At 53.0% G+C, this 20698-nt stretch carries 28 protein-coding genes; 15 read left to right on the forward strand and 13 right to left on the reverse strand.

The genetic code is table 11. The features are described 5' to 3' along the window. Nucleotides 1-22 precede the first annotated feature (22 nt). Nucleotides 23-817, reverse strand: coding sequence for a class I SAM-dependent methyltransferase (locus BJF95_RS14420; protein WP_075640107.1), 795 nt, complete (start codon nt 815-817; stop codon nt 23-25). An 87-nt stretch (nt 818-904) separates the two neighbouring features. On the opposite strand from BJF95_RS14420, the gene BJF95_RS14425 reads away from it, so the two are divergent. From BJF95_RS14425 to BJF95_RS14450, 6 genes are all read left to right on the forward strand, one after another. After that, a complete protein-coding gene (locus tag BJF95_RS14425) occupies nt 905-1675 on the forward strand; it encodes a helix-turn-helix transcriptional regulator (RefSeq protein ID WP_075640108.1) in 771 nt (256 codons plus the stop codon). A gap of 200 nt (nt 1676-1875) precedes the next feature. Next, a complete protein-coding gene (locus BJF95_RS14430; protein WP_075640364.1) occupies nt 1876-4389 on the forward strand; it encodes a GcvT family protein in 2514 nt (837 codons plus the stop codon). A gap of 156 nt (nt 4390-4545) precedes the next feature. Next, the gene (locus tag BJF95_RS14435) at nt 4546-5379 is read left to right on the forward strand and encodes a response regulator (protein WP_075640109.1); all 834 of its coding nucleotides are present in this window, start codon (nt 4546-4548) and stop codon (nt 5377-5379) included. A 313-nt stretch (nt 5380-5692) separates the two neighbouring features. Beyond that, the gene (locus BJF95_RS14440) at nt 5693-6976 is read left to right on the forward strand and encodes a response regulator (protein ID WP_075640365.1); all 1284 of its coding nucleotides are present in this window, start codon (nt 5693-5695) and stop codon (nt 6974-6976) included. 94 nt (nt 6977-7070) lie between these two features. Further along, entirely contained in the window at nt 7071-7997 is a 927-nt protein-coding gene (locus BJF95_RS14445; RefSeq protein ID WP_075640110.1) for an ABC transporter ATP-binding protein, read from the forward strand. After that, nucleotides 7994-8755 (forward strand): ABC transporter permease, encoded by a 762-nt coding sequence (locus BJF95_RS14450; protein WP_075640111.1) that lies wholly within the window; start codon nt 7994-7996, stop codon nt 8753-8755. The genes BJF95_RS14445 and BJF95_RS14450 overlap by 4 nt, the downstream gene beginning before the upstream one ends. A 97-nt stretch (nt 8756-8852) precedes the next feature. On the opposite strand, the gene BJF95_RS14455 is transcribed toward BJF95_RS14450, so the two are convergent. Genes BJF95_RS14455 through BJF95_RS14465 form a run of 3 tightly spaced genes read right to left on the reverse strand, consistent with a single transcriptional unit; the run spans nt 8853 to nt 10571 of the window. Continuing rightward, nucleotides 8853-9560 (reverse strand): retropepsin-like aspartic protease family protein, encoded by a 708-nt coding sequence (locus BJF95_RS14455; RefSeq protein WP_083638818.1) that lies wholly within the window; start codon nt 9558-9560, stop codon nt 8853-8855. Next, nucleotides 9557-9754 (reverse strand): DUF1289 domain-containing protein, encoded by a 198-nt coding sequence (locus BJF95_RS14460; protein ID WP_075640113.1) that lies wholly within the window; start codon nt 9752-9754, stop codon nt 9557-9559. The genes BJF95_RS14455 and BJF95_RS14460 overlap by 4 nt, the downstream gene beginning before the upstream one ends. A 7-nt stretch (nt 9755-9761) precedes the next feature. Continuing rightward, nucleotides 9762-10571: an adenosylcobinamide-GDP ribazoletransferase gene (locus tag BJF95_RS14465; protein ID WP_342587946.1), complete on the reverse strand. Its 810-nt coding sequence runs from the start codon at nt 10569-10571 to the stop codon at nt 9762-9764. Nucleotides 10572-10591: 20 nt separating this feature from the next. Between BJF95_RS14465 and BJF95_RS24100 the strand changes: the two genes are divergently transcribed. The 4 genes from BJF95_RS24100 to BJF95_RS14480 are packed head-to-tail and all read left to right on the forward strand — an operon-like array spanning nt 10592 to nt 12468. After that, nucleotides 10592-10750, forward strand: coding sequence for a hypothetical protein (locus BJF95_RS24100; RefSeq protein ID WP_175577261.1), 159 nt, complete (start codon nt 10592-10594; stop codon nt 10748-10750). A gap of 30 nt (nt 10751-10780) precedes the next feature. Beyond that, complete coding sequence (cobT, locus tag BJF95_RS14470) at nt 10781-11803, forward strand: nicotinate-nucleotide--dimethylbenzimidazole phosphoribosyltransferase (RefSeq protein ID WP_075640114.1); 1023 nt, start codon at nt 10781-10783, stop codon at nt 11801-11803. A gap of 18 nt (nt 11804-11821) precedes the next feature. Beyond that, entirely contained in the window at nt 11822-12208 is a 387-nt protein-coding gene (locus tag BJF95_RS14475; protein ID WP_075640115.1) for a diacylglycerol kinase, read from the forward strand. Nucleotides 12209-12225: 17 nt separating this feature from the next. Continuing rightward, nucleotides 12226-12468, forward strand: a complete 243-nt coding sequence (locus BJF95_RS14480; protein WP_075640116.1) for a hypothetical protein — start codon at nt 12226-12228, stop codon at nt 12466-12468. 194 nt (nt 12469-12662) lie between these two features. On the opposite strand, the gene BJF95_RS14485 is transcribed toward BJF95_RS14480, so the two are convergent. From BJF95_RS14485 to BJF95_RS14510, 6 genes are read right to left on the reverse strand one after another with little or no spacing between them, the layout of a single operon-like run. Next, on the reverse strand, nt 12663-13970 hold the full coding sequence (locus tag BJF95_RS14485) for a hypothetical protein (RefSeq protein WP_139317504.1): 1308 nt from the start codon (nt 13968-13970) through the stop codon (nt 12663-12665). Beyond that, on the reverse strand, nt 13901-14140 hold the full coding sequence (locus BJF95_RS24105; protein ID WP_075640118.1) for a hypothetical protein: 240 nt from the start codon (nt 14138-14140) through the stop codon (nt 13901-13903). Before BJF95_RS24105 ends, BJF95_RS14485 begins: the two co-directional genes overlap by 70 nt. After that, complete coding sequence (locus tag BJF95_RS14495; protein ID WP_075640119.1) at nt 14137-14400, reverse strand: hypothetical protein; 264 nt, start codon at nt 14398-14400, stop codon at nt 14137-14139. The genes BJF95_RS24105 and BJF95_RS14495 overlap by 4 nt, the downstream gene beginning before the upstream one ends. Continuing rightward, nucleotides 14397-14726 carry a hypothetical protein gene (locus BJF95_RS14500; protein ID WP_075640120.1) on the reverse strand — a complete coding sequence of 110 codons (330 nt, stop codon included), beginning with the start codon at nt 14724-14726 and terminating at the stop codon, nt 14397-14399. The genes BJF95_RS14495 and BJF95_RS14500 overlap by 4 nt, the downstream gene beginning before the upstream one ends. Further along, nucleotides 14723-15040: a hypothetical protein gene (locus BJF95_RS14505; protein WP_075640121.1), complete on the reverse strand. Its 318-nt coding sequence runs from the start codon at nt 15038-15040 to the stop codon at nt 14723-14725. Before BJF95_RS14505 ends, BJF95_RS14500 begins: the two co-directional genes overlap by 4 nt. A 47-nt stretch (nt 15041-15087) precedes the next feature. Then, complete coding sequence (locus BJF95_RS14510; protein ID WP_075640367.1) at nt 15088-15258, reverse strand: Arc domain-containing protein; 171 nt, start codon at nt 15256-15258, stop codon at nt 15088-15090. A gap of 102 nt (nt 15259-15360) precedes the next feature. On the opposite strand from BJF95_RS14510, the gene BJF95_RS14515 reads away from it, so the two are divergent. The 5 genes from BJF95_RS14515 (at nt 15361) to BJF95_RS14535 (ending at nt 18059) form a co-directional block, all read left to right on the forward strand. Then, the gene (locus BJF95_RS14515) at nt 15361-15708 is read left to right on the forward strand and encodes a helix-turn-helix transcriptional regulator (RefSeq protein ID WP_075640122.1); all 348 of its coding nucleotides are present in this window, start codon (nt 15361-15363) and stop codon (nt 15706-15708) included. 268 nt (nt 15709-15976) lie between these two features. Continuing rightward, entirely contained in the window at nt 15977-16309 is a 333-nt protein-coding gene (locus BJF95_RS14520) for a hypothetical protein (protein ID WP_075640123.1), read from the forward strand. A 115-nt stretch (nt 16310-16424) separates the two neighbouring features. Continuing rightward, a complete protein-coding gene (locus BJF95_RS14525; RefSeq protein ID WP_245297328.1) occupies nt 16425-17132 on the forward strand; it encodes a DUF4145 domain-containing protein in 708 nt (235 codons plus the stop codon). 131 nt (nt 17133-17263) lie between these two features. Next, nucleotides 17264-17566 (forward strand): PadR family transcriptional regulator, encoded by a 303-nt coding sequence (locus tag BJF95_RS14530; protein ID WP_075640124.1) that lies wholly within the window; start codon nt 17264-17266, stop codon nt 17564-17566. Beyond that, a complete protein-coding gene (locus tag BJF95_RS14535) occupies nt 17559-18059 on the forward strand; it encodes a hypothetical protein (RefSeq protein WP_139317505.1) in 501 nt (166 codons plus the stop codon). Before BJF95_RS14530 ends, BJF95_RS14535 begins: the two co-directional genes overlap by 8 nt. 174 nt (nt 18060-18233) lie before the next feature. On the opposite strand, the gene BJF95_RS14540 is transcribed toward BJF95_RS14535, so the two are convergent. From BJF95_RS14540 to BJF95_RS14550, 3 genes are read right to left on the reverse strand one after another with little or no spacing between them, the layout of a single operon-like run. Continuing rightward, a complete protein-coding gene (locus BJF95_RS14540; RefSeq protein WP_083638820.1) occupies nt 18234-19433 on the reverse strand; it encodes a phage major capsid protein in 1200 nt (399 codons plus the stop codon). Between the two features lies 1 nt (nt 19434). Beyond that, nucleotides 19435-20289, reverse strand: coding sequence for an HK97 family phage prohead protease (locus tag BJF95_RS14545; protein ID WP_245297347.1), 855 nt, complete (start codon nt 20287-20289; stop codon nt 19435-19437). A gap of 5 nt (nt 20290-20294) precedes the next feature. Beyond that, on the reverse strand, nt 20295-20576 hold the full coding sequence (locus tag BJF95_RS14550) for a hypothetical protein (RefSeq protein ID WP_075640126.1): 282 nt from the start codon (nt 20574-20576) through the stop codon (nt 20295-20297). Nucleotides 20577-20698 lie beyond the last annotated feature (122 nt).

Raw genomic sequence — 20698 nt, forward strand, 5'->3', positions numbered from 1 at the left:
GCATCGCTGTGGTGGTTTTGTCTCAGGCGCGTATGGCTTCAAACATCACCATATCCAGCATGAAAGAGCCATCCGGCTCAATGGCAAAATGAGACTTGACCTCGGGACTGGCCTTTTCCTGCAAGATTGAAATTGCCGCGCACAATGGCTCAGCCGTGCCGATGCGCAAGGTCCAGCTTTTGAACTCCATCCGCAGGCGAAACGGCCGCAGACTTGTCACATCAAAGCCGGCGCGTCCCAGCATTTCGGTCCATTCCGCAACCGTGTAATTGCGCACATGCGATGTATCGCGCAACAGCTCAATTGCCTGCAAATGGGTGTTTAACAGCGGTGCCGGCGGGGCAACCACATCAATAAATATGGCTTTTGCACCCTTTGACAGCACGCGCCGCGCTTCTCGCAAGCCAGCATTCACATCATGCCAATGGTGGGCGCTGTAGCGACAGGCCAGAAAATCGAATGTCCCATCCGCAAAGGGCAGGTGTTCGGCAGAGGCCTCGGTTGTTTTAACATTGCTCAGTCCTTTCGATGTTGCCGTCTGTCTGACCGCTGCCAGCATGCTGGCAGACAAATCAACGGCGGTAACGGCACCAGCATGAGGTGCGATGGTGTAGGAGACATGGCCGCCGCCGGCCCCCAGATCAATGGCGTTTTGTGGGCGTACATCCTGTGCAATTTTGCCAAGCTGGTTCAGGTCTTCACCTTGGGAATGGACGCTGCTTTCCACATAGGCGTTGGCGCGCGGGCCAAAACTATCCTGCACGTGGCGGTCGTGATCCTTGGTGTTCTTTGTTGTGCTGCTGGTTGGTGTTGGCATGACTTCTCTCCTGTTAGACTATTGTTGTAGCATTGCACAAAAATATGCTGTTACAAGATGATCAGTTATCCTGTTATAAGTGCTTCCATGCTCGACGTTGATCAACGAAAATCCCTTGGTGAATTTGTGCGTGCCCACCGCGAAAAGCTGGTGACGGATCGCGTTGGCCGCAGACGTACACCCGGCTTGCGCCGTGAAGAACTGGCCGAGCGCGCAGGAATCAGCCCGACATGGTGTGCATGGATAGAGCAGGGCAGGCAGGTGCAGGCATCGCCCCATGCGCTGGCGCGGCTGGCGAGAGCGTTGGAACTGACCCGGGCCGAGCGCGCCTATTTGTTTGAGCTGGCAGCACGCCGCGATCCGGATGATGAAACTGGCACACCGATGGATGATGCACCAGCCTCGTTGCTGGCGGCGGTCACAGCGGTGCAACACCCCGCTTACGGGCTTGATCGTTATTGGAATGCCTGTTGCTGGAATTCGGCGGCTGTTTCGCTGTTTCCGGGCTGGCTGGATGAAGAGGCGCAGGAGCGAAACCTGCTTCGCTACGTGTTTTTAAACCCGCGCGCTCAGGAGCATATCGTCGACTGGCAGGTGCGGGCATTGCGGCTGTTGGCGGAGTTTCGCGCCGATTATAGTCACGCATTGAGAGATCCCGCCATTCGCAATCTTGTTGAAACGCTACAGCAGGAAAGCGCTTTGTTTGATCAGGGCTGGCAGGAGCAAATGGTGCTGGAGCGCGAAGGAGGCGAGCGCGCGTTTTTATTGCCCCCTCGCGGCTTGCTGCGCTTTCGCCAGTTCAATTTCCGGCCAAGCGACAGGCCCGATTGCAAGCTGGTCTTTCTGATTCCCCAATGAGGACGAAAGTCAGGGCTGTTCCAGCCATGTTCTGGAGGTTGTCAGCATAGAATTTAGAGCGAGGTCGCGGCCTTCCATGCTCATGTCGCAAACGGGCGGCAAAGCTGGCGTCGTCTTTATCATAGTCCCATCATCAACATCTGCTGCGGCATTTATGATTTGCGCTGTGGCGAGAGCAGAAACAGGGGAATTCCATGTCGATCAAATCTCATGCGCGCGCCGTGGTGATTGGCGGAGGCGTCGTTGGCGTTTCCACACTCTATCACCTTGCCAAGAAGGGCTGGAGCGATAGCGTTCTGATTGAACGTAAGGAACTGACATCCGGCTCGACATGGCACGCCGCCGGTCTGTTGCCATTGTTCAACATGAGCTACTCGGTGGGCCAGATCCACAAATATTCCGTGAAATTCTATCAGGAGCTTCAGGAAGAAACCGGCATGAATGTCGGCTTCAGCAAAGTGTCCAACATTCGTCTCGCCCGCACCAAGGATCGCTGGGACGAATATATGTATTACGCAGGCATTGCCGAAACCATTGGCGTCAAGGTCAATATTCTGACCCCCGAACAGGTCAAGGAAATCTGGCCTTTGTGCGAAACCGAAGGCCTGCTGGGTGCCATCCAGCATCCCGACGATGGCTATATCCAGCCTGCTGACCTCACACAGGCACTGGCCAAGGGCGCGCGCGATCGCGGCGCTACCATTTACCGTAACACCACCGTGACGGCGATTGAGCAGCAGCCAGACGGGCTTTGGAAAATCACCACCGACAAGGGTGAGATCACCGCTGAGCACGTCATCTCTTGCACGGGCAATTTTGCCCGCAAGACCGGCGAGATGGTGGGCATCAACATTCCGGTCATTCCGGTTGAGCATCAATATATCGTCACCGAGCCGCATCCGGCCATCCTTGAGCGTAAGGCGCAAGGCCTGCCTGAAATGGGCGTTTTGCGTGAGTCGGATAGCGCCTGGTACATGCGCGAAGAAAACGGCGGTCTGCTGCTGGGTCCATACGAGCACGGCGCGCCCGTCTGCTATGTCGATGGCCCGTCGGACGAGAGCGAATACGAGCTTTTCCAGGAAGAGCTGGACCGTTTGATGCCGCATATTGAAACGGCGATGGTGCGCGTGCCTGCCTTTGGCGAAGTGGGGATCAAGAAAGTCTACAACGGCGCGATTGCCTATACACCGGACGGCAACCCGATCATTGGCCCCGCTCCGGGCCTGAAGAATTTCTGGCTCAATGAGGGCCATTCGTTTGGCATTACCGCCGCTGGCGGGGCTGGCTGGCAATTGGCAGAATGGATTGTCGATGGCGAATCCACTCTTGATATGATGGGCGCAGATCCGCGCCGTTTTGGCCCCTATGCGACTGAGGGCTATCTGATTGCCAAGAACGAAGAGGCCTATGCCAACGTCTTCACCATGCATTATCCTGATGAAGAGCGTGCGGCTGCCCGTCCTTTGAAGACCACGCCGGTCTATGATCGCCTCAAGAAAATGGGTGCGGTGTTTGGCTCGGTGTATGGTTGGGAGCGCGCCAACTGGTTTGCGCCAGAAGGCTACGAGATCCCCAAGGAAGAGCTTGGCGTTGGCGCAGATGTTTTGACCAGCCACAACTACGCCGAACCCACCGAAGATGGTCGTGTTGTTGAAAAATGGTCATTCCGCCGCTCGAACTATTTCGAGCATGTCGGCAATGAAGTGAAAAATGTTTCCGAGAATGTTGGCGTGCTGGATATGTCGGCCTTTGCCAAGATGGAAGTGTCGGGCGTAGGTGCTCGGGCCTGGCTGGAAAGCATTTTTGCCAATGCCATCCCCAAGAAGCGCGGCCGTATCGCGCTCTGCCACATGCTGACCAAGCATGGCGGCGTGCGCGCTGAATTCACGGTCTATGAATGGGCACCCAACCGCTTCTATCTGGTGTCTGCGGGGGCCTATGAAGCTCATGATCACGATTATCTGCGTAAGCTGGCCCCAACCGATGGCTCGGTGAAATTGCAGCATATCACCCAGAAAATGGGCGTTCTGGTGCTGGCGGGTCCAAAGTCACGGCAGGTGTTGCAAAAGCTCACCCGCACCAGCCTTGCCAATAAGGATTTCCCTTGGTTGTCGGGCAAAGAAATCGCGGTTGGTGTTGCCTCAGCCCATGCCTTGCGCGTCAACTTCGTGGGTGAACTCGGTTGGGAGCTGCATCACCCGATTGAGATGCAGAACTATATCTTTGATCAACTGATGGAAGCCGGTGCCGAGTTTGGCATCAAGCCCTTTGGTATTCGCGCCATGCTGTCCATGTCGGTGGAGAAATCCTATCGCTTGATCCCGCGGGAAATGTCGATTGAGTACAATGCGTATGAGTCGGCGCTGGACCGCTTTATCAAGCTCGATAAGGAGTTCCTCGGCAAGGAAGGGTTGCTGGCCTATAAGGAAAAGGGCTTGCGTTGGAACTTTGCAACGCTGGTGCTGGAAGGCGTCAAGGACGTTGATGCTCGCGGATCGGAAGCAATCTACAACGAAGCGGGTGAGCTGGTTGGCCGTGCCACCAATGGCACCTATGGCTGGCGCGTCGGTAAATCTATCGCTCTTGCTATGCTCAAGCCCGACTATGCTGCAATTGGCACCAAGGTGAAAATCAAAATCCTTGGCGATATTTATGATGCGACGGTGGTGGGTGAAAGCCCGTTTGATCCAGATAATGCGGCCTTGCGCGCTTAACGTGTGGTGTTGCTGATCGAAACACAGGGGGCGGCTCAAGGAGTCGCCCTTCATTTTTTGTTTAGGACATCAACAACAAGCACCCGTTTACATTAATATTTCAGCAATCGGTGACGTCTATACTCGCGCAAAATCACTTGTTTTCAAAGGCGCGTCATGACCTACCTTGGTGTATCTGGAATGCAATATTCCGGCGAAAAATTTCCGGATGCACGTATCATCGTTGCGGAAGATTCCAACGTCTTTACCTCCATGATCAGGCAGCGTCTGAAAGAAATTTTTAATATTGATGTAGAAATTTGCCGCACCTATGAAGATTTGATGGCGGCAAATGAACTTTCAGACGCCGAAGTGACACTTGCTATCTCCAATATTAACCTGCCTGGAGCTGAAAATGGCGAGGCTCTTGAGTATTTGACGGATTTAAGTATTCCGACAATCGTTTTTACAAGTACATTTCATGAAAAAACCCGTGAAAAACTGTTGGCAAAAGACATTGTTGACTATGTTTTGAAGGACAATATTTTCGCAGTTGAAATGCTGGTCGAATCTGTTTGTCGCTTTTTGACCAATCATGATCATCACGTATTGATTGTTGATGATAGCCCAACCGCGCGTGCGCTGCTGTCCAGCCGGTTAAAGCGTTACAATTTCCGCGTCAGCATGGCCGATAGCGGTGCAAAAGCGTTGGAAATTCTGAAAGCCAATTCCGATATCGGTCTGGTTGTTACCGATTATAACATGCCTGACATTGATGGTTTCGAGCTCACGCGCCGCATTCGCGCTGTTCGCGGCTCGCACGAGCTTCGTATTATTGGCGTTTCCTCTTCGTCTGACCGGCTGTTGTCGGCGCGCTTTCTCAAAATTGGCGGCAATGATTTTATGTTGCGCCCGTTTATCGATGAGGAATTTTACTGCCGCGTGAACCAGAATCTGGATACGCTGGTGCAAATTCGCGCTGGCCGCAAGCGCGCGCAGGCCGCAGCTTAATCTGAAGCGCGGCGCGCTTTATAGCCTAAACCGCTTTGCGCTTGTTTTTTGCAGATACGATGTCGTTTTGCTGCTGATATCGCTTTGAGCCAGTCTGCCATGTCCTGGGTTCTTGTCATGGGAGCCAGGGAATTTTGCTTTTGCCTAAATTTGTTTTCAACATGTTAATAATTTAACAAGCAGCAATTGGGCAAAAGGCAAGGCTGGATAAAAACATGGCTCCGATGTTGGTATAAGTGAACGTATGACCGAGAACATTCTGTCAGGAAACACGGGAAATCCCGTTGAAGACGCACGTGCGGCCGCAGATGGCATGGTGCGGCAACCCTCTGTCCTTCTGATCGAAGATTCGCGCTCCATCTCGTTTGTTTTGAAGGAGCGGCTGGAGAAGAGCACGGGCGGGCGGATTACGCCTTGCTTCACCGCGCATGAATGCCGCGACGTGCTGGAAAACGTCACCCAGGATTTTGACGCGGCGATTGTCGATCTCAATCTGCCCGGTGCCTCAAATGGGGAATTGCTGGATCTGGTGGTGGCTGCCGGCATTCCGGCTGTGGTGTTTACGGCAACCTTTGATGCTGCTGTGCGCGATACGATTCTGGCGAGAGGCGGTGCAGACTACATCATCAAAGATCACGATAGTGCGCTGGACATGGTGCAGGCCGCCGTTGAGCGCCTGATTGGCAATCAATATTTCAAATTGCTGGTGGTGGAAGATGGATCGTCGGCGCGGCATAGTCTTGTCAGCGTGCTCAAACGCCAGAGATTTCAGGTGGTGGAGGCCAAAACCGGCAAAGAGGCGCTTGAATTGCTGGAGCAGCAAACGGATATCGCCTTGGTTCTGACCGACCACTATATGCCCGACATGGACGGTTATGAGCTGACACGCCGTATTCGCCGCACGTACAAGAGCGAAGAAGTTTGCGTGATCGGCATTTCATCGTCAGCGGACCGGTTGCTGTCTGCCCGGTTTCTCAAGGCAGGTGCCAGCGATTTTGTGTACCGCCCCTACGTGGTGGAAGAGCTGCAATGCCGAATTGATCTCCATATTCAGGCTCTATCAAAGGTCCGCCAACTGCGGATGGCGGCCTTTCACGATTACCTGACGGGTCTCTACAATCGCCGCTATTTTTATGATGAAGGCCCGAACCTGATCGAAAAATGCCTTCGGAAGGGGCAGACATGTTCTGTTGCCATGGTGGATATTGATCACTTCAAGCGGATTAATGACACCTATGGCCACAATGCTGGCGATGAAGTTCTCAAACATGTGACCAGCCGGATGACGGCGAGGATGAAAGACAAGCCCGGCCTGGTCGGACGTGTCGGTGGCGAGGAGTTTGGAATTCTATTGCCCGGCATGGACGATCAGGAGGCTTTGGCATTTTGCGAGGCGCTGCGGCAAGAGGTGTCAAACGATGTGCTTGTGCTGGGCGGGCAGGAGGTTTCTATCACCATCTCTATCGGCTTGGCCCATGTGAGTGGACGTGAATATTTCCACAATTACATTAACGCGGCAGATCAGTGCCTTTATCTGGCCAAATACGCTGGCCGCAACCGCGTTTACTCTGAATCGCATATCGGTTCAGACCTGTAAGGCTTCTGTCGTCACCAAGGAAATCCACAACAGGCGGTGGTCGCATGCGCTTGGCGTGCTATAAGAGCCTCCTGTTTGTCAGGATTCGGTAAGAATGGCCTCAATTATTTCCATCCGCGACCTCACCAAAACCTATGCCAATGGTTTTTCTGCCCTCAAGGGTGTTTCTCTGGATATTGAAGAAGGAGAGATTTTGGCACTGCTGGGGCCAAATGGCGCTGGCAAAACCACGATGATCTCCATCATCTGCGGCATTGTGAACCCCACATCCGGCGTGGTGACCGTTGGCGGGCATGATGTGGTGAAAGATTTTCGCCAGACACGGTCGCTGATCGGTCTTGTGCCGCAGGAATTGACGACGGATCAGTTCGAGAGCGTTTTGAACACGGTCAGCTTTTCGCGTGGCATCCATGGCTGCAAAGCCAATCCAGCCCATATCGAAAAGGTGTTGAAGTCGCTTTCTCTTTGGGACAAGCGTAACAGCGCTCTTCGTGAACTGTCCGGCGGCATGAAACGGCGGGTGCTGATTGCCAAAGCCCTGTCGCATGAACCCAAAGTGCTGTTTCTGGATGAGCCGACGGCTGGCGTGGATGTGGCGCTGCGCCGCGATATGTGGAGCCTTGTTTCCGATCTGCGCCGTGAGGGTGTGACGATCATTCTCACCACCCATTACATTGAGGAAGCCGAGGAAATTGCGGACCGCGTTGGCATTGTCAACAAGGGAGAACTGCTGTTGGTCGAGGATAAAGCCAAGCTGATGGGCAAACTTGGTCGCAAGCAGATGGTTCTTGATCTGGTGGAGCCGCTGAAAAGTATTCCGGGACGTCTCGATGAATGGGACTTAAAGCTCAGCGCTGACGGCATGCAGATTGTGTATGATTATCAGCCAGATGCCACCCCCGGTTCGCTTATGGCTTTGTTGGCGGCGTTGGAACTCTCCAGCATTGCCGTGTCCGATATGGCCAGCCGCCAGACCTCGCTTGAGGATATCTTTGTATCGATGACGGGAGAGAAGGCATGAACACTTTCGCCATTCTGGCCATTTACCGTTACGAGATGAACCGTCTGGGCCGCACGCTCATGCAGAGCGTGATTTCGCCTGTCGTATCCACCTCACTTTATTTCATCGTGTTTGGGGCCGCCATTGGTGCGCGCATGGATACCGGAACCGGCATCCCTTACGGCGGTTTCATCACGCCGGGCTTGATTATGCTGGCGTTGATTACGCAATGTATTCAATCGGGCCAGACGGCGATCTATTTTCCCAAATTCACCGGCACGATCTATGAAATTCTCTCGGCACCCGTTGCCTTGACCGAAATTCTGATTGGTTACGTGGGGGCTGCGGCCACCAAGGGCATGATTGTCGGCCTGATCATTTTGGCAACCTCGGCATTTTTCGTTGATGTGCGGGTTGACCATCCTGTGATGATGGTCTTGTTCATGGTGCTCACGGCGGTGACCTTTTCCCTTGCCGGATTTATCATCGGCATATGGGCCAAGAACTTTGAACAGCTGAGCCTTGTGCCCATGCTGGTGGTGCCACCGCTGACCTTTTTGGGCGGCACATTCTATTCCATCAAAGCCCTGCCGCCTTTCTGGCAGCTGGTGAGCCATTTCAACCCGGTGTTTTATCTGGTCAGCGGCTTTCGCTGGAGCTTTTTCTCGCAAGCCGATGTCAATCCGATGATCAGTCTTGCCATGGTGGCTCTGTTCTTCGGCCTGTGTTTGCTCGTTGCTGCGTGGATTTTCCGCACCGGCTACAAGCTGAAGTCTTAGAGTCTGTCAGGTTCAGATTGAACCAGACAGACTCTAAACTTCTTTGCTTGAGTTTGTCTTTTCGGGAAAACCGGATTCCACTTTTCCCTGACAAACTCTAATCAGTAAGCCGCAGCTCGTCACCGCGCATTTGCACGCTATCGAGTGTGGACAAAAAGCTCATACCGAGCAGGCCGCTTTGAAGCCGCCCCGGTTGGGTCACAAGGGCGCGAACATCCTTGCGCACAATTGGCCCTATCGCCACCTCATTCAGCCGCACAGGTGCCGCCAAGGCATCGCCATTGGCGGTGCTGACAGTGACGCCATAGTTCAGCTTTTCGACATCAATGCCGAGCTTTGCGGCATCTTCGGCGCGCAGCACCACGCTGCTTGCGCCCGTATCCACCATCATCGGCACGGTAACGCCATTGATCGACACTTTGGTGGCGAAATGGCCACTGTTGCCGCGCTGAAGAATAATCTGGTTTTGGCCATCGCCGGTGGTGGTGACAACAGCATGACCAGGCACCAATCCTGCAACAACCCGATCCGCCACGCCCATCGCATCATCGCGGTAGAGGTAGCCAATCACCAACACCAGCGCAATCATCAGCCACCACACTGCAAAGCGCAGGTTTTGCCCAAGGTTGGCGCGGCTTGCGACAATGCCCGACGAGAGCAGCAGTGCAAACGGCACGAGCATCACCATCCGCGCGAAGCTGTCATTGTCGATGCCAAAGCTTTGGCCACTATCGCGGTTAATGAAAAGCACAGCGAGGCCGGCAACGATGATGCCAATCACAATCCCAAACATGCCGAACCTCATGATCGTGTCCTTTCAAATGCTGATGGGGCTTGCAGTGTTGCCATGATGGCCCGGCGCGTGGCGGGCGCATAGCTTGACCACGCCGCAATCTGGGCGAGGCTACGACCGCAGCCGAGACAAAACGCTGTTTGCTGATCAATGGTGCATATGCCTGTGCAGGGAGATTCGATGGGAGGTGCTGTCTTGTTTTTCATTAAAAGCCTAGAGTGAGATGGAGAGAGCGGCCAGTGCGATCATCTCAACGATCTGCTGGGTTGCGCCAATGGTGTCGCCTGTCTGGCCGCCCAGCTTCTGACGCACGTAGATTTGAAAACCATAAGCGGCAACGCCGCTGGTGAGCAAGCTGACGATCAGCGGATGAAAGCCCGCAAAGGGCACAATGGTCACCGCAGCGATGCCAATCCCCAAAAAGAGCGCGGTATAAAGCGCTTGATCATGCGGCGCGCCGAGCGAGGCTGCCACGCCATCGGCTTTTGCAGCGGGAAGGGCATGCCAATGCCACACCATCATCGCGCGGCTCAACGCGGCAATTCCAATCAGGCAAAGCGCTACATTCATTGGCTCCAACGTGTTGATCAAGGATGCAATGGCTGACACCTTGATGCCAATCGATAAGACCAGCGCCAGCACGCCATAGGAGCCAACCCGGCTGTCCTTCATGATCAACAGCGCTTTTTCACGATCTTTTCCCCCGCCAAGTCCGTCGGCGCAATCGGCCAAACCATCTTCATGCAGGGCACCGCAGAGCAATATTTGCAGCGCCACAGCTGCAAATGCGCTGAGCATGGCGCTTGCGCCAAAGCCCAGCAGAAGGGCTAGAAACAATCCGGCAGGTGCGGCAATCACAGCACCTGCCAATGGAAAGGCGCGCGGGGTGCGGCTCATTTCGCCAGAATGCCCTTCAAAAGAACGAGAGGACACAGGAAAGCGGCTCAGGAAACCGAGAGATCGTGCCAAATCTGTGATGAGCGCGCTCAACTCTTTCACGTGTCGTTCCTTTATTTCTATCACGATTGGACGGCGGACCGAAAATGAGCCTCGGTTTTTGCAAGAAATCCGACGCTGTAGATAGGGTGTTTGGCGGTGTTTTCCAATTGCCCTTGCAAGCCGATTATCGCGTGATGCCCGGTGAATTGCTTTTTCAGTTGTTGGAATGCGACGCACTGTTTAAGAAGGGCACCAAAGCCTGATTTGTGCAAAAATACAAGAAAGCCTGCCTGATGAGTGTTACCGGCCTGCCTTTTGATGACTTCCGTGTGCTGCTGCGTGATTTGCCGGGGCCTGATACGCAAGCGCTTAGCGCCGCGCGTGCGCGCGATCGGCAATTGACCAAGCCACCCGGATCGCTGGGACGCCTGGAAGAAATCGCCATGTGGCTCGCCGCATGGAGTGGACGTGCACCGGCGGTGAATCGACCACTGGTGGCTATTTTTGCGGGCAATCACGGCGTGACCAAGCATGGCATCACGCCATATCCTTCGTCTGTGACGCAGCAGATGGTGGAGAATTTTGCAGCCGGTGGTGCGGCCATCAACCAGATTTGCGTGACCCATGATCTCGGCCTGAAGATTTTCGATCTGGCTCTGGATTATCCGACAGGTGACATCACCTGTGAGCCAGCTTTGTCCGAGCGCGACTGTGCGGCAACCATGGCCTTTGGCATGGAGGCCATTGCTGGCGGAACCGATCTGCTCTGCCTTGGTGAAATGGGCATTGGCAACACCACCATCGCGGCGGCCATCAATCTGGCGCTCTATGGGGGCACGGCCGAAGACTGGGTTGGACCGGGCACGGGCTCCGAGGGAGACGTACTGGAGCGTAAAATTGCCGCCGTCAAACAAGCGGTGGCCTTCCACCGCGATCATTTGTCCGATCCGCTCGAAGTGATGCGCCGTCTGGGCGGACGCGAAATTGCGGCCATGGCCGGTGCGATCCTTGCCGCCCGCGTCGAGCGCATCCCGGTGTTGATTGACGGCTATGTCGCAACATCTGCCGCGGCAATCTTGAAGGCGGCCAATCCGTCGGCGCTGGATCATTGCCTGATTGGACACGTTTCTGCCGAGCCCGGCCATCTCAAGGCCATCGACAAACTGGGCAAGACGCCGCTTTTGGCGCTTGGCATGCGGCTGGGCGAGGGCACAGGGGCTGCCCTTGCTGCCGGCATCGTCAAATCTGCCGCAGCCTGCCACTCAGGCATGGCGACCTTTGAGCAAGCTGGCGTTTCCAACGCAAACAGTCATTAAGGCAGGGGCGGCGCAGATATGGAAGCTCCCAATCCTGCGCCGTTTTCCAAGAAAACGGGCTTTGCCCATCTTTGGGCCGCCACCCGCTATTCCCTTCAAGGGTTTCGCCGCTTGTTGGCCGAATCGGCTTTTCGCCACGAATTGATCTTGCTGGCCGCAGCTTTTGGCCTGTTTGTCTATTGCCATGCAACAATGTTGCACTATCTCGGTTTGATTGTTCTGGGGCTGATGTTGATTGCCGTTGAGGCGCTAAACACTGCCATTGAAGAGGTCATCGACCGCATCTCGCCAGAATTTTCAGACGTGGCCCGAAACGCTAAGGATCTTGGCTCGTTTGCGGTATCGTGCCTTTTGCTGGCCACCCTGATGTATGTGGGGTGGGTGGTGTTTTTTGCTAATTTATAAATCGGTTTGGGAAAAGTATGAAACGTCTTTTACGTCTTTTGGTTATCATGGCGATCACCGGCGCGGTGATTTTTGGATGGCGCTGGTACACATATGTGACCAACACAGAAACCCCTTATCAGGAAGTTGGAATCGACATTAACAGCCGTATGCCCGGCCCGCTGAACAGATGGGGCTGCGACCGCCTGCACGCAACATTCGCAAACATGCTGCCGCCCTATGGCTGCCAAAGTGTCACGGATGCCCGTCAATGGCGGTGAATGTTGATAAGTTTGGAAAAATTTCAAAGAGTGTTGAATAAGCCCTTGCGCTGAAGATCAAACCGTTCTAAATGCCCGTCACCACACGCTTTTAAGTATTGGAATGGCCTCGTGGCGGAGTGGTTACGCAGAGGACTGCAAATCCTGCGATTTTCCAGAAAATTCAATGGCTTTTCCGACATTTACGTAAAATCCTACTTGATTTTGGCGACTTTAGCGCCATTGATTTCATTGGGCTTTTCAGAGCGTTCGGAAATTCCAAACCGCTGCTTTGTCGCCTCTAAAACCCGCTTTTCTGTCTCTTTTGCATAGCCGCGATAGGCTGTGCTGGTTTTGTGTTTGGAGAGCGAACGGCCTTGGCCTTCGGTCAATCCGCGCTCTTCCAGCTCTGTCATGCCGCCATGACGGGCAGCATCCAGCGTGAAGCCGGGCAGGCCAAGTTTGTTCGCAACGGCGGTCACGTCTTGGGAAAGGCGCGTGCCGTCACCGAACAGTTTTCCGCTCTTCTGGCAGACGATTGAAAGCCCGTAGCGTGGCACTGAGCGCAAGATAGATTCGGCTTGCTCGTACAGGCAGATGACTTCTCCATCCTCGTTCACAAATTCCAGCGGGTGTTCTGCCCGTGCGCCGGTCTTGCGATGGCGAACGACTATTTTATCTGGGGCATGTTCGCCCCGGTAATCTGTCCAGTTGGCAAAACCGGCCCCGATAGAAGACGGGCGCATAAGAAATTCGAAAGCCAGGACAGCCGCCGCCGCCAGCTCTGGCCGCTTTTCCTTGATTGCACCTTTGGCAAAAGAATAGACGGTGGAGCGATCAGCGTGGTGCTTGATAGCCTTGGTGCGGCGGCGGATCGTGACGCCTTCCCAAGGATTCGGAACGTCAGAACGGAATAAATCGGGGTGATGTGGCTTCATTCGTTGCCACATGGCTTTGCAGTAGGTCACGACCTTTTCAGAGGTACGGGCCGCACCAGTTGCGTGGAACTGGCTATAAATCTTTTCGGCAGTTGAAACCGCAATCTGATTTATTTTTGCGTCGCCGATACGCACTGTAAGGCCATTTGTAGCTTTGATATTGGTATCGCAGACGCGATCAAAAATGCGCTTGTAATCAGGTCTCGAAAACTCCGAGACCCGTTCGGTGAAACTTGGATGACGCAAATAGGCGTTGACCAACCATTCAACAGTGCCGTGGCGCGATAGTTCGGGCTTTAGGAATGGATTACGTTCTGTTTTCCACCCCTCAAGCCTTTCATTCCAAACGGCTGCGGCTTCGTTCAATTCGCGTTGTGTCAGGTCGTGCCCAAGCGTGACGTTGCCATAGGGCGCGCCTGCTTTCTTGAACGCTGTTGGGCAGGCCCAATAGAACGTATGAGAGCCGTCCCTACGTGTCTTGAAAGTCACGTATTTCGGCATTGCCATAGGGATCATTACAGCGCCTCCGGGTCGCCGCTTACGCCCACGGGGTTTATTACTTGGTCCAGGTCTATCTTGCGCCATGCTCGAAACCTTCCTTTGCCGATACCGCTATTGATGAAGGGTTCGGGCCATATGACCCCGACGCGGGATAGAAAAGCCTCGACGGTCTTTTCGCCGGCGTAGGCCGCTGCATGTTCGTCGCGCAAAATGGCGGGCCAGCAGCCAACGGGAATGGAAGCGGGCTTGGTCATTGGTGAGCTACTCCTTTTGCAACGTGCCTTTTCGGTGTCTCGCTGCACTCCATTTCGTCCAGGAGTTCCGCCACATAGGAAAGCTGTTCGCGGATAGCGCCAAGGAAGCGCTCAAGGCCACCTATTGCGCCTTCTCGTTTAGGGCAGGGGGCGCTTTCCGAGATTTGAGCGACGGTGAAGACTGCAACATCGAGCATCGAATATGCGTTGTAGACACTATCAAGCGCTTGGGTAACTTGCTCCAAGGAAGGTGTTTTCATGCTGCACCGCCTTTTGCTTCGAGAAAGGAAATAACCGCTCCAAGCAATGGCACGGTGAGTTCGCTACACGCGAAAATTTCCGCTTCCTTTCTTGCCAGTCGCAAAGCCTCCAAAGCCTCTGTGTGGCTCTTGGCGGGGCCCTCCCACGCCTCTAATTTCCTAAAGGGCGGCATCCAGCTTTTCGCCGCGTAAGCATCGGCTTTTTCATTGTCGTGCCCATAAATTTGCGCGTCAAAGTCCGCCATGCCTGCATAGTAGTGCTGAATAGTGTCCATCAAAGACGGTTCGCCAGCTTGGCCAGCTGAATTTTTACTGAAATCCATCATGCTGCGCCGCCTTCAGGCATAGCAGGGACGTACCAAAGACGCGGCGTCTTTACGTCTTGCTCCAAATCCATGGCAATATCGCCCGCCTTATCAATGCACTCTCTCGCCCGTCCCAGAAGGCGCGGCAAAGACCGAATTGCCTTTTCGCAGCCAGTAAATTCCGACAGGTCATAAAGTTCATTGGTCACGAAGATTGCAGCATCCAGAAACGAAATGGCGTCAAGATAGCCTTCCGTCGCTGCCCTCAATTCTGCTTCACCAAAGGGAAACGCACTTGCGTCATTTTGGTTTTGTGGTGTATGTATCATGGTCATAAATGATCCTTCTGGGGGTTGTTTTCCAAAAAGCCGACGTCCGTTTCTCAGGCGGTGACGTCGGCTTTTTCAGTTTCTGGGGTGCTTTTCATTTTTTCCCTTAGGGCGATCACGATCTCAGACGATTGGGAGCGCAAGTTTTTGCGCGCCAGCTGTTCTAGCCAAGATTTCACGTCTTCCGGCAGATTAATTTTAAGCTGCTTATGCGCTACATACATACCAATATCCTTTTCACCAATTTGGTGCACGCTAACATGCACCAAATTGGTGATCAATAGGACGGTATTGGTTTTTTCACCATTTTAGTGTTAAAGGGCATTATGGCAAAGCAAGATGATTATGTAAGATACACTGTACGCCTTCCAAGGGAGCTTTACTCCATGGTGGAAGCACTGGCGAACGAGTCCTCTCGCTCGGTAAATGCCGAAATCACTGAATTATTGGAAAAAGCACTGGACCGTGACTTTAGCTCTCCAGTTGAGATAGTAAGGCTCAAGCCTTTAGGCATTAACATAAATGATGCCGCAGCCATTTTGGGTGTTTCAGTTGAAACGCTAAATCAATTCGTTCAGGAGAAACGAATATCTCCGCCCATGAAATTTGGGGCAGAATTTGTTTTGCCAACAAAAGAAGTTGAGCGTTTGGCTAGAAGCTTATTTCCTGAATAGAAATGTGAAGAGTGATTAAATTATATTTTTTATGTCATGGGGTTAGCGATAAAATCTGAATTAACATCAGAATACCTCGCCCCGGAGCGGAGTTTATCTCACGTTTAGAATTAGGGCATGATAGGCATGAGGATTAGTTAACGTCTATTTGAATTTCTGTGTTTTTGGCTGAACCCCCGGCGTTCTTTCATTTGAATGTGATTGTTTAGTGTTTCCTTCATCGTCTTTCCGCGATAAACTTCTATTCTGGGGAAATAAGGGGGAATACATGCAAGGGTTTATCATTGCTGCGGTCGCTCTGGCTGCATTGTCGAGCTGTGCAAAGCGGCCTGACGCCATCGTTCCGGTAGACATACCGATGTCCGCCTATTCAAATCAATCATGCCCTTCCTTGGCTCAAGAACTCATCAAGGAACAGCAAAACCTTGCTGCTATCTCAAAAGCACAAAATAGCGCAGCCACGGGCGACGCATTTGGTGTGTTTCTGATAGGCGTTCCCACCTCCAGCGCCTTCGGCGGTGACAAAGAGGGGCAAGTCGCCGTTGCGAAGGGCAAGGTTCAGGCGATACAACTTTCTATGAAATCAAAAGGGTGTAAATAATATAAATTATTCGAATGTTGGATTTTTCCAGAATTACAATGAGTAAAGGAATGAATTTATTATGATTGGCATGGAAGATTTTCACTGGTGTTGCTCGTATTGTGACAGAAGTCAGATGGTTACATCTAGTAATTACCATAATTCATTTCAAAATTTTGGCGTAGGGTACACAAAATATGGAAATGTCGGTCTCGATGTCACTGCTATTAGGTGTGTAAACATTGAATGTCTCGAAGTTACTATTTCTGTGGGACTAAATGTATCTATATGGAACCAGAGAGATAAGGAGTATCAAGCAGGGGACGGCATATATAATTATCCGCTTCGCCCAAATTCGATGGCTAAGCCGCAACCGGATTATATCCCTTCTCCAATTCTGGAGGATTATTACGAAGCATGTCTTATTAGCGATAAAAGCCCAAAATCATCAGCGACTCTTGCGCGCCGTTGCCTGCAAGGTATGATTCGTGATTTTTGCGGCATCTCGAAACCGACCTTGTTTGATGAAATAAATGAACTAAAGACTCGAGTAGAGGGGGATCTTGCTCCCAAGGGCGTTGATGCTGAAACAATTGAGGCGATTGATGCTATCCGAAAGATAGGCAATGTCGGTGCTCATATGCAGCGTGATATCAACATAATTGTAGATGTTGATCCAGGCGAAGCGAGAGCGCTCATTGAGCTAATCGAAATGTTATTCAAAGATTGGTACGTGGCGCGGCATAGTCGCCAAGTTCGCCTTGATAGAATCAGGTCGATTGCGGCTGAAAAAGATGAGCAAATATCAAGTCAGAAAAACATTGATAAAAGTGAGCAGCCTTAACGACTTTAAGTGATCGTGTCGTCGGGCCTTGGCGGTCTTCGCTGCAATTGACGTATACGACGCATACTATGCCTTGCATACGTTAGGGAAGTGATGCATACTCCAACTGAATTGCAGTGGAGACTAGATTTATGATCGGAAAATTCGAAGAGCTGACTTTGTTATCGCTGTTGAGGGCAGGACCAGACTCGCCAGCGGCGAAAATCTATGACGTGCTGGAAACGGGGCTCCAATCCCCTCCAGCATTTGCAGCACTCTACACGGCGTTAGACCGAATGACTAAAAAAGGCATGATCTCGGAGACACAAGACACTTCAGGGAAGCGACCTAAACGTTTATTTACGATGACAGCAGAAGGTCGGCGCGCTCTTGATGAATCGATGAACGCCACGCGTTCAATTGCGGGTAATGATTGGGGCTACGCTCATGGCTAATCTTGAGGCGCAACTAAAAATTGCTATTTCTCAGTTGCGAAACAATACGCTGGAAGCGCGTAAACAAATCTATCAGGAAACGCGCATCGCTTTGCGGAGAGGGTTAGAAACGAAGAAACCTCAACCTGCAGGGGAAGACGTCGCTTTGGAGCTGGCAAGACTAGAATGGGCGATAAGGAATTGCGAAGATTTACTCTTTCGAGCTAGGGCTGATGCTTATCTCAAGAAAACTTCGTCTTCGATTGAAACCGTAAAAACAAGATCTATGATAAGGTCTGAATTTCTTGTTGACTTGGCGCTACCTACTTCTAAAGCGGGTGACTTTATTGACAATTTGGAAAAATTATTCAGCGAAAATTGGGTTCCCAAATATGGTATCCGTCGCGCAAGATTGATTTGGCATCGTCAATGTTTTGGTCTAGTTGTTAGATATTGGTTTGACCTATTGCTGTCGACGGTTGAGAGACTTAAAAAGATTGGTTTTTCTTTTTAATTCATCTCTATAAATTTTGCATGTTCACGAAATGCCGCCCGTCCCACTTGTGATTAAAGCGGAACGGACGGCGAGCGCGGTTTTTTGCTTGGTAGCGGGACACTCACGCCTTGTCCCAGCCTGTGAGGCAAATGCAAACCTCAAGCGGCCAACTTATGGGCATTTCGTCGGCTCTTAGGCGGCGTTGCCAAAGTCACCATAGACCAAGGCTTCTGGGCGCTTGGTTGCCAACCCGATACGCTCCTCGCCAAGGATGGTTACAAGGTTGCGGGTAAAGTCGTCATTCTCAAAGCCAACTTCCACACGGGCCTGCCAGCGGTCATAGATGGTCTGTGACTGGAACGAACCGACAAGGAACTTGTCCACCGTCATCGACTCGGTGGTAACGACTGGCAGGCCGAACAGGCTCGGTTGAACCTGTGTCATCGGATCGCCGAGAATGTATTTGCCGTCCGCGTCCTTGGTGAGGCGCATACGCCACCAATCGCTAGGATGAATGACAATGCCGTCCGGTGGCACGTTCGTAAGGCTGGCCTGAAGGATGGCAAGGCCGATTTTGTCAATCTCGGTCATCGTTGCAAGCGCGATGGCCGGTGCGAAGGCTGTGGCCTGTGGAATGATGCCATTCAGGTTTTGCCCCGCCCCGTTGCCCGAAAGGATCTGCTTTTCTTCAGCAAGCGCCAGGCCATAGAGCAATTCTTGGTCGATGAAGTCGCTCAACTGGGGTGCATCTTCCAAGATTTGGCGTGACGCCTTCGTCCAGTGCGCAATGGTACGAATTGGCACGGGCTTCAAATTGAACTGAAGATCAGAGGACGGCTTGGCCGCGCCTTCAGCGACCGGCGCGGCATTGTTCAAGCGTCCGACCTGTTCCGGGTATTCAATGGAACCGGAATCAACCTGCACCACGCTCATGAGATTGCGGATGGTCAAACGCTGGCGCGGCATGGCCACCAATTGTTCCCGGAAGGGCGTCACCAGTGCGCCCGCAGAGCCGCTTGCGTCATTTGTCGCGCTGGTGATGGCGGCTTTGATTTCAAGCGAGGTTCTGCCCCGTTCGGTGTTGATCCGGTAGAGTTCATCGCTGCGCTCTTTTGTGAAGCACTGGCCGAATGTCGCCGGTGCGCCCATACGACCAGAGGAAAAACTCTCACCACGAACCGCTTTTTGCTCAAACTCAGAAAGGCGGGCTTTGACCTCATGCAATTCTGAATTTGTCGCGCCCAATTTCTTGAGAACTTCAGAAACGTGGTCGCCAAATTTTCGCGCCAGCGTTTCCAAGTGGTTTGAGCTTTCATCCTTGGTGCGCAGCGGCGAGGCAGACGCGAGAAGGTGAGCGGCGACGGCTTTGGTGGGGTAGGAATGAATGGTCATTTTACAGGCTCCTGATTTTTGCAGTAGCCGCCTCGATCTGGGCGGCAAATTCGATTGCTTTTTGATGGTCAACGGCGAACGATTGATCGTTGCCGACAAGCGCGGCAAAGCCACCGCCCGCGATTTTCTGGGCGGCGGAACGTGCCAGGCCAGCCTCGCGGAGGAGGTCAACAAGTTCGGATTTTGAGTTGATGGATTTCAGCGCAGACACCCGCGCCGAACGATTTGACGGAAACACCACGACGCTGACCTCTTGCAGGTCGATTTCCTTTAGAAGGCTCGTTCCGTCGCGCTGGATTTCTTCAGCCCCTGCCGGGACGCGATAGCCGATGGAAAGCCCGCCAGCGTCGCCCGCTTTGAGGTGTTCCCATGCATCCCGCCCGCCTGTGGTGCGCAAGTTGATGACGCCCTCGGAAACCAAGCCGTGCGCGTCTTCGCGCATGGCGGTCCATTTCCCGATAGGTTGGTCTTGCTTGTGAGACCACAACAGCGCGGGCATGGTGCCAGCCGCCTTGTGTTGCGCCAGAGACTTTTGGAAAGCGCCAGGCGCAATTATGTCGCCGTGGCTATCGGCCCCGCCACCGAACGTGGAAGCGTAACCGATTATAATTCCTTCACCTTCCGTCTTGAAGCCATCAAGAACAGCGTTTGCGGTGAAGCGACGTTGAGCGTTTTTATGGAAAATGGTCATAGGCATACCTTCGGACACGACAAAGCTCGGGCAGAACTGCCCATTTTTTTGAGCTTCGCGCCCGGTATGGTCGCCGGTGCTGTCGAAGGTGGATTGTCTATGCGCTCCCTGCTTGGCAGGTGAGCCTTCAATCAAGCCGAGGGGAACATTGCCAGAACGATGCATGTCAGTCAATGCCTCACACCCATGTTTTCACTTTCGCCGGTGATACTGTGGAAAATCCCTGCCTCAATTTTCCCGGCGATCACGCGGAAGGCTTTCGCGGTGTTTGGCGATCCTTCAATTTTGCACACATGGGCGGCGGCGAACGTCAAGATTCGGTCGAGAACGAGGGGCATGGGTGCGCCGCTGTCCTCCGTCATGATTTTCGCGGCGCGGAACAAAACTTCGTCGCAAAATGCCTTCTGGCGTTCTTCAAGTTCGCTTTCTGAGGTGACTGTCTTGGGTTTCATGATGGTTTTTTCCCTTCAATTTCAGGTTTCTACAAAGAAATGACTGACGCCGGTGCGCGGCAAGGCGGGCTTTGAACTTTTGACCCGCCCCCCATGTCAGTCGGGTTCGGGACGGCGGCTTT

Source organism: Rhizobium oryziradicis (assembly GCF_001939045.1).
Taxonomy (GTDB): domain Bacteria; phylum Pseudomonadota; class Alphaproteobacteria; order Rhizobiales; family Rhizobiaceae; genus Allorhizobium; species Allorhizobium oryziradicis.